This is a genomic window from Candidatus Accumulibacter vicinus (assembly GCF_000584955.1).
Lineage (GTDB): Bacteria > Pseudomonadota > Gammaproteobacteria > Burkholderiales > Rhodocyclaceae > Accumulibacter > Accumulibacter vicinus.
On sequence record NZ_JDSS02000031.1, the window covers coordinates 161,892 to 168,260 of the forward strand.

Genomic DNA, 6,369 nt, shown 5'->3' on the forward strand with positions numbered 1-6,369 from the left:
CGCAATCATCACGAACCTGCGGACTTTCTCTGATAGCTGCGCGCCACATAAGCGTCGACGATGCGGGTGAATTCCTCGGCAATATGCTCGCCACGCAGCGTGACGGTCTTGACGCCATCCTCGAACACCGGCGCTGCCGGAGCCTCGCCGGTACCTGGCAGGCTGATGCCGATGTTGGCATGCTTGCTCTCGCCCGGCCCATTGACCACGCAACCCATGACCGCCAGGGTCATGTTCTCGACACCATCATAGTCGGCCCGCCACTGCGGCATCTGCCGGCGAACGTGCGCCTGGATCGACTGCGCGAGTTCCTGAAAGAAGGTACTGGTCGTCCGTCCGCAACCCGGACAGGCGACAACCATCGGTGTGAACGCCCGCAAGCCCATGGTCTGCAGCAACTCTTGGGCGACGATCACCTCCTGGGTACGCTTGCCGCCGGGTTCGGGGGTCAGCGAGACACGGATGGTGTCGCCGATGCCTTCCTGCAGCAGCACCGCCATCGCTGCCGTCGACGCGACGATGCCTTTGGAGCCCATGCCGGCTTCGGTCAGGCCGAGATGCAGGGGATAGTCACAGCGGCGCGACAACTCGCGATAGATGGCAATCAAATCCTGCACGCCGGAAACCTTGCACGAAAGGATGATGCACTCTCCCGGCAGGCCAATGGCTTCGGCGCGAGCAGCCGATTCGAGCGCCGACGCAACCATCGCTTCGCGCATCACTTCGACCGCATCACGGGGATCCGGGCGAAGCGCATTCTCGTCCATGATGCGCGCCAGCAGATCCTGATCGAGGCTTCCCCAGTTCACCCCGATGCGCACCGGTTTTTCGTACCGACAGGCAATCTCGATCATCTGCGCGAACTGTTCGTCGCGCTTGCGGCCGTGCCCGACATTGCCTGGATTGATGCGATATTTGGCCAGGACCTCGGCGCAGGCGGGATGATCGGCGAGCAAGCGATGACCGTTATAGTGAAAATCGCCGATCAACGGTACGTCGACACCCATACGGTCGAGGTGGGCGCGGATCGCCGCCACAGATGCCGCCGCTTCGGACGTATTGACGGTGATACGCACCAGTTCCGACCCGGCGCGCGCCAATTCGGCGCATTGAATCGCCGTCCTGACCACGTCGACGGTATCGGTATTGGTCATCGACTGGACGACCACCGGCGACTCGCCGCCTACCGTGACCTGGCCAACCCTGACCGAACGCGTACGCCGACGTACTGCGCCGGGCAATCTCTGGCTCACGATGGGCGCCTTGGCCGACACCGGCTCATTCGATCGTCAGTCGGGCGACATCGCCCTTGATGCGCTGCGAAATGTCGATCATCCGGCCCTGGTACTCGATCGTCACCTGTGTCGCGTTGCCCACGACCAGAGAGAACGGCGGCTGCCCTGCAACTTCCCGCTGGCTACCGGCCGGGCTCAACTCGGCAAAGACGATCTGGCCACGTCCGTCGCGGACCTCGACCCAGGCGGGTTGCGTGAAACGCAGCCGCAGACCACGGCCGCTGTTGGTCGTGTCCGAAAGTACCGTCGCATTCGGCGTCGGCACGATCGTCACCGATTCGCCGATTGCGGCTGGCAGTGGCGCAACCGGTGGGGCAGCCGGCTGTTGGACAGGGATTGGGTTGCGGGCCAGCAACGCCGCCAGCTTTTCCTGCCAGAAATCCGCCGGAGCATAGAAATAGGCCAGCACGGCCAGTCCCAACAGCAACAAGCCCGCCAATACGGCAAGATAATCCCGGCGTTGTGGGCGCCGGTTGCTGGTATTCGGAAGGCTGGCAGTGGTTCCGGCCGACACCTCGAGCTGCGCCGTTTGCTGAAGTTGTGCGGCATCCAGCCCGTGCATCAGGGTATCGGCATCCACATTGAGCAGGCGCGCATAGTTACGAACGAAACCACGAATCATGGTATTACCGGGCAATGACGCCCAATCCTCGGCCTCGATCGCGGCTATCTGTCTAGGACCCAGCTTGAGCGACTGTGCCACCTCGGCCAGACTCATGTTTCTAGCCTCCCGAGCAGTACGCAACTGTTGGCCGACGTTTCCGCTCACGGGCGCCAGCGTTTCGCCACTCGTCAGCTGCTCGCGGAATGGATCGGCCGCTGGCAGACCGGGCGCAGCCGGCGCCGAAAAACGGGATGGTTCACTCATTCGAAGTTGCCCCTCAGCAGTTGCTGCGCCTCGGGCGAGAGCGGGAATCTTCGCCGCAACTGACTGCCGTATTTGGCCTCAGCGACACGCTCACCGAGTTGGCGCTCAATCCGAACGCCCAGCCACAGCGCTTCGGCGCTTGGTTCGGTCCTGCGCAACACATCCGAGAGTTGCTGCTTGGCCAGCTCCAGATGACCGCGTTGATAATTGATGCTGGCCAGTTGCAGCAGGGCCTGCAGGTTATTCGGCGCGATCAGCAGGCTCTGCTGAACATAATTCTCGGCAGTGACCAGTTCGCCGAGCTTGGCGTAACAGGCACCCGCGTTCAGATAGGCCTTCTCGGGTGTCTCATAGAGCGGGTTCTTGATCGCTTGCTGAAAGAATGTGATCGCTTCCTTCTCCCGCCCCACCTGACAGAGGAACCAGCCGTAATTATTGTTGATCTCGGGGTCGTTGGCGTCGAGACTCAAGGCTCGACGAAAGTCCTGGTCGGCGGCCTGCATCTCACGCACCCGGAAGCCCGCCAGTCCGCGCGTCGCATGGGCCTTGGCGTAGTCGGGGTCAATGTCGATGGCGATGGTCAGCTCTTCAAGAGCGACCGCCAGATTGCCCTCCTGGAGATAGAGCGAACCCAGTTCGGTATGCAATTTGGCGCGCGTGCGGGCGTCGCGCGGTTTGGTCGGGGTACGCGAATCGGCCGCCTCATCGACTTCCTTCTGCTTTGTCATCTGCAAGGCGCCTGTCGACGAGCAGGCAGCAATGCACAGACAGGCAAGGATCGCCCAGCACGACGTCCTCCTCAAGTGCAGACCTCTTGACGGTCAAGGTAGAGAGCAATGCTTCGCCGACCCGTCCGCTGCGTTCTGTCGAGAACCTGTCCGGCCAGTTGACCACAGGCAGCAGCGATGTCGTCGCCACGCGTCTTGCGAGTGGTCGTCACCACTCCGGTGTCGCTCAGAAGCTCGGCGAAACGCCGAATGCGCGTCGCCGGCGAACGCCGATAGGGCGAGCCCGGGAAGGGATTGAAGGGAATCAGGTTGAATTTGCACGGCACGTCACGCGTCAGGACCAGCAACTCGCGCGCCTGTGCATCGGTGTCATTGACCCCGTCGAGCATCACATACTCGAAGGTCACGAAATCACGTGGCGCTTTCTCGAGATAACGCAGGCAGGCAGCCAGCAACTCGCGCAGGGGGTATTTCCGGTTGATCGGCACCAGTTCATCGCGCAAGCGATCATTGGGTGCGTGCAAAGAGACCGCCAGCGCTACCGCGCATTCATCGCGCAGACGATCCATCGCCGGCACCAGACCCGAGGTGGATACCGTGACCCGTCGGCGCGACAGGCCATAAGCATGGTCGTCAAGCATCAGGCGCAGTGCTGTCACCGTATTGTCGAGGTTGGCCAGCGGCTCACCCATGCCCATCAGCACGACATTGCTGATCACCCGTTCGGACTGCCCCCCCTGTTCCTGGCAGGCACTCAGCGCCTGCCTGGCCTGCCATAACTGACCGACGATCTCGGCCACTGTCAGATTGCGGTTGAATCCCTGTTTGCCGGTCGAGCAGAACGAACAATCGAGCGCGCAGCCGGCCTGAGTTGAAATGCACAGCGTTCCCCGCTCAAGCTCGGGGATGAAGACGGATTCGATGACGTTGCCGTCACCGACATCGAACAGGAACTTGCGCGTGCCGTCGTCCGAGACCCGATCGGCGATGAGCCCAGGCGGGACTACCACTGCCAGGGTCTTGAGTTTCTCGCGCAGACTCTTGGCAATGTCGGTCATGGCGTCGAAATCACGCTGCCCGAAACGATGCAACCAGCGCAGCACCTGTCTGGCGCGGAACGGCTTTTCACCGTTATCGGCCAGAAAGGCCGTCAGTCTGGCAGCATCCAGGTCGAGCAGATTGACCGTCATCTGGGCGAATGACTCCGACCTAGCGGCCGGAATAGACGTTCATCGCCGGGAAAAAGAAGGCGATTTCCACCTTCGCCGTTTCCTCTCCGTCGGAACCATGCACTGCGTTGGCGTCGATCGACTCGGCGAAATCAGCGCGGATGGTTCCTGGATCGGCCTTTTTCGGATCAGTTGCGCCCATCAGTTCGCGGTTCTTGGCGATGGCGTTCTCGCCCTCAAGAACCTGAATCATCACCGGGCCGGAAATCATGAAGGAAACCAGATCGTTGAAGAAAGGACGCTCCTTATGAACGGCGTAGAAGGCGCCCGCTTCCTGCGGCGACAACCAGGCCAGCTTGGCGGCAATGACCTTCAGGCCATTGGTCTCAAAACGGGAGTAAATCTTGCCGATCACATTCTTGGCAACGGCGTCGGGTTTGATGATGGAAAGGGTACGTTCGATGGCCATGCGTCATTCTCCAAAGGCGGGCAAATCAAAAAAACAACGGCAAATCATGTTCCTAGACACATAACTTGAGATTATACCAAGAGTCGGACAGGAATGCCGAGCTCTGCGCAAAATGCACCGAGAAATGATGCAAAGATGGCGAGACGGATTGTGGCGGACTGGCCGAGCTGGCACGCGTCCAGGGCGCATGGCTGGTGGCGCTGCCGGGTAGGCAATGGCCATCGGCACCGCCGGTTACACGGCGATGCTCTCATTGCTCGACGGCAAGGTATGTAGGCGGGTTGTCGTCGATGTCAGCCGATAAGCTGCATGGAACCGGACACTGAACGGTCTGGCTCCGTGCCGGACCTTCCGGAAATCCCCTAATCTGCCGTCAGGAAACGCGGAAGCGCATGCCCCGCCGACGCTTAAGCGCCATTAGAGGGAAGTCTTCCGCCATTCAACAGCAACAGCCCGAGGAATTCCGCCGCATGAATGTCGGAGAACTTGTCTGGAACTGCTTAATGTGAAAGTCGCGTCAGCGACTCACGAATCTCCCCTCCCCACTTGTGGGGGAGGGGTCGGGGGAGAGGGAAACGGTCATGACTTTCATGATCCGGGGTGCCTTGCAAAGTCATGACCGTTAGCGTGCGGGAACCAACTGCCAGCCTTCGGGACAGTGACGGACGTTCGGGTAATACTGCCCGAGTGATCCGCAGTAGTTCCAGAAAGTACTCGGCGGCTCGACATAAACCGGCTGCGCCGGGGTGACATAGACCGGCTCCACTGGCGCCACATACGCCGAACGCGGTGCGTAGTAGCTAGAGGCGGCAACCCCGGCGGCGATGCCGGCAATGGCCAGCACGGCAGCCGGTGCAACCCAACCGTATCTACCCGAATGGCCACGATAACGATCATGCTGTGGCGGCGAATAGTGACCGTAGCGATCACCGCGATAGTCACCGCGGTAATCGCCCCGATAGCCACCGCGGTAGTCACCACGGTCGGCCAGAGCAGGAGTTGAACAACCCAGCGCGAGGCCGAGTGCGATGCAGAGGGAGGTCATTGTCGTCTTCATAGGACGAGTAACGCCTGGAAGCGCCAGACGATGACGAGGCCTTGGGACGATTTGTAAGGAATTGTAACGGAGACCGATTCGGAGTACCGAGCAGAATTCTTCCAGGTTTCCCGATATCGTTGCGGGTTCCTCTCCATCTGGGGCAGTTCGGCGAAGCCGTTCCTATCAGGCCGACTTCTCGTTCTCAAGCGCCTTGGCGGTGATCTCTTCGTACAGACTGGCCATTTTTGCCGCCAGATCCTGATATTCGGGGTGCCGGTCGAGGAAAGGTTTCGCTTCTTCGGAATCGGCAAATACACGCTCCAGAAAAGCGATATCCATGTCATCAAGGCGCTCCCCCGCGTCCACCTTGGCTTTCAGGTCGAGCGCTCTGGGCAAGCGCTCTTTTTCCAGTCGCTCCAGCACTACTGTCACCACACCAATGTCATCCTGCTCCTGAGTCATTGCCCGCTCCTTGTTGGTCTGTTTTCACCTCAACTCACCGTGCGACTCGCCGGCGACCTCTCGCGCAGGCATGACGCTGCGACTTATGCGAGGATAATGCCAGTTTCAGCGGGGAAAAGGCAATAGCAACAGGCCATGGCAGCACGCAAGAATCATCCGCACTCGATCGCGAAACAGACTCCTGCGTCAGCCACAGCAATCGCTGGCAGGCAGATCACATCCCGTTACACAACAGGGACAGATCATGTCGGCATTCTCGAACCCCTTCTCCAGCGCGGTTCGCTTTGTGAAAGGCTGTATCTGCGGCCAGCACCGTTCGGCAGAAGAACATGCGAGGGC

At 60.5% G+C, this 6,369-nt stretch carries 7 protein-coding genes; all 7 read right to left on the reverse strand.

Features of this window, described 5'->3' with window-relative positions; all coding sequences use genetic code 11:
* Positions 1-8 precede the first annotated feature (8 nt).
* The 7 genes from ispG to CAPSK01_RS14985 all read right to left on the reverse strand — a co-directional run bounded on the left by ispG (position 9) and on the right by CAPSK01_RS14985 (position 6,030).
* Complete coding sequence (gene ispG, locus CAPSK01_RS14955; RefSeq protein WP_273703768.1) at positions 9-1,253, reverse strand: flavodoxin-dependent (E)-4-hydroxy-3-methylbut-2-enyl-diphosphate synthase; 1,245 nt, start codon at positions 1,251-1,253, stop codon at positions 9-11.
* Positions 1,254-1,278: 25 nt separating this feature from the next.
* Positions 1,279-2,163: a helix-turn-helix domain-containing protein gene (locus tag CAPSK01_RS14960; RefSeq protein ID WP_034928273.1), complete on the reverse strand. Its 885-nt coding sequence runs from the start codon at positions 2,161-2,163 to the stop codon at positions 1,279-1,281.
* The gene (pilW, locus tag CAPSK01_RS14965; protein ID WP_034928276.1) at positions 2,160-2,966 is read right to left on the reverse strand and encodes a type IV pilus biogenesis/stability protein PilW; all 807 of its coding nucleotides are present in this window, start codon (positions 2,964-2,966) and stop codon (positions 2,160-2,162) included. The genes CAPSK01_RS14960 and pilW overlap by 4 nt, the downstream gene beginning before the upstream one ends.
* Positions 2,963-4,081, reverse strand: a complete 1,119-nt coding sequence (gene rlmN / locus CAPSK01_RS14970; RefSeq protein WP_034928280.1) for a 23S rRNA (adenine(2503)-C(2))-methyltransferase RlmN — start codon at positions 4,079-4,081, stop codon at positions 2,963-2,965. The genes pilW and rlmN overlap by 4 nt, the downstream gene beginning before the upstream one ends.
* Positions 4,082-4,100: 19 nt before the next feature.
* Positions 4,101-4,529 carry a nucleoside-diphosphate kinase gene (ndk, locus tag CAPSK01_RS14975; RefSeq protein WP_034928282.1) on the reverse strand — a complete coding sequence of 143 codons (429 nt, stop codon included), beginning with the start codon at positions 4,527-4,529 and terminating at the stop codon, positions 4,101-4,103.
* A 622-nt stretch (positions 4,530-5,151) separates the two neighbouring features.
* The gene (locus tag CAPSK01_RS14980; protein ID WP_034928285.1) at positions 5,152-5,574 is read right to left on the reverse strand and encodes a hypothetical protein; all 423 of its coding nucleotides are present in this window, start codon (positions 5,572-5,574) and stop codon (positions 5,152-5,154) included.
* 177 nt (positions 5,575-5,751) lie between these two features.
* A complete protein-coding gene (locus tag CAPSK01_RS14985) occupies positions 5,752-6,030 on the reverse strand; it encodes a hypothetical protein (RefSeq protein WP_034928288.1) in 279 nt (92 codons plus the stop codon).
* Positions 6,031-6,369: the final 339 nt, after the last annotated feature.

Excerpts from the sequence above, each read along its gene's own strand:
- CAPSK01_RS14985 (WP_034928288.1), bottom strand. The coding sequence starts at position 6,030 with ATGACTCAGGAGCAGGATGACATTGGTGTGGTGACAGTAGTGCTGGAG.
- ndk (WP_034928282.1), bottom strand. The coding sequence starts at position 4,529 with ATGGCCATCGAACGTACCCTTTCCATCATCAAACCCGACGCCGTTGCC.
- CAPSK01_RS14960 (WP_034928273.1), bottom strand. The coding sequence starts at position 2,163 with ATGAGTGAACCATCCCGTTTTTCGGCGCCGGCTGCGCCCGGTCTGCCA.
- rlmN (WP_034928280.1), bottom strand. The coding sequence starts at position 4,081 with ATGACGGTCAATCTGCTCGACCTGGATGCTGCCAGACTGACGGCCTTT.
- CAPSK01_RS14980 (WP_034928285.1), bottom strand. The coding sequence starts at position 5,574 with ATGACCTCCCTCTGCATCGCACTCGGCCTCGCGCTGGGTTGTTCAACT.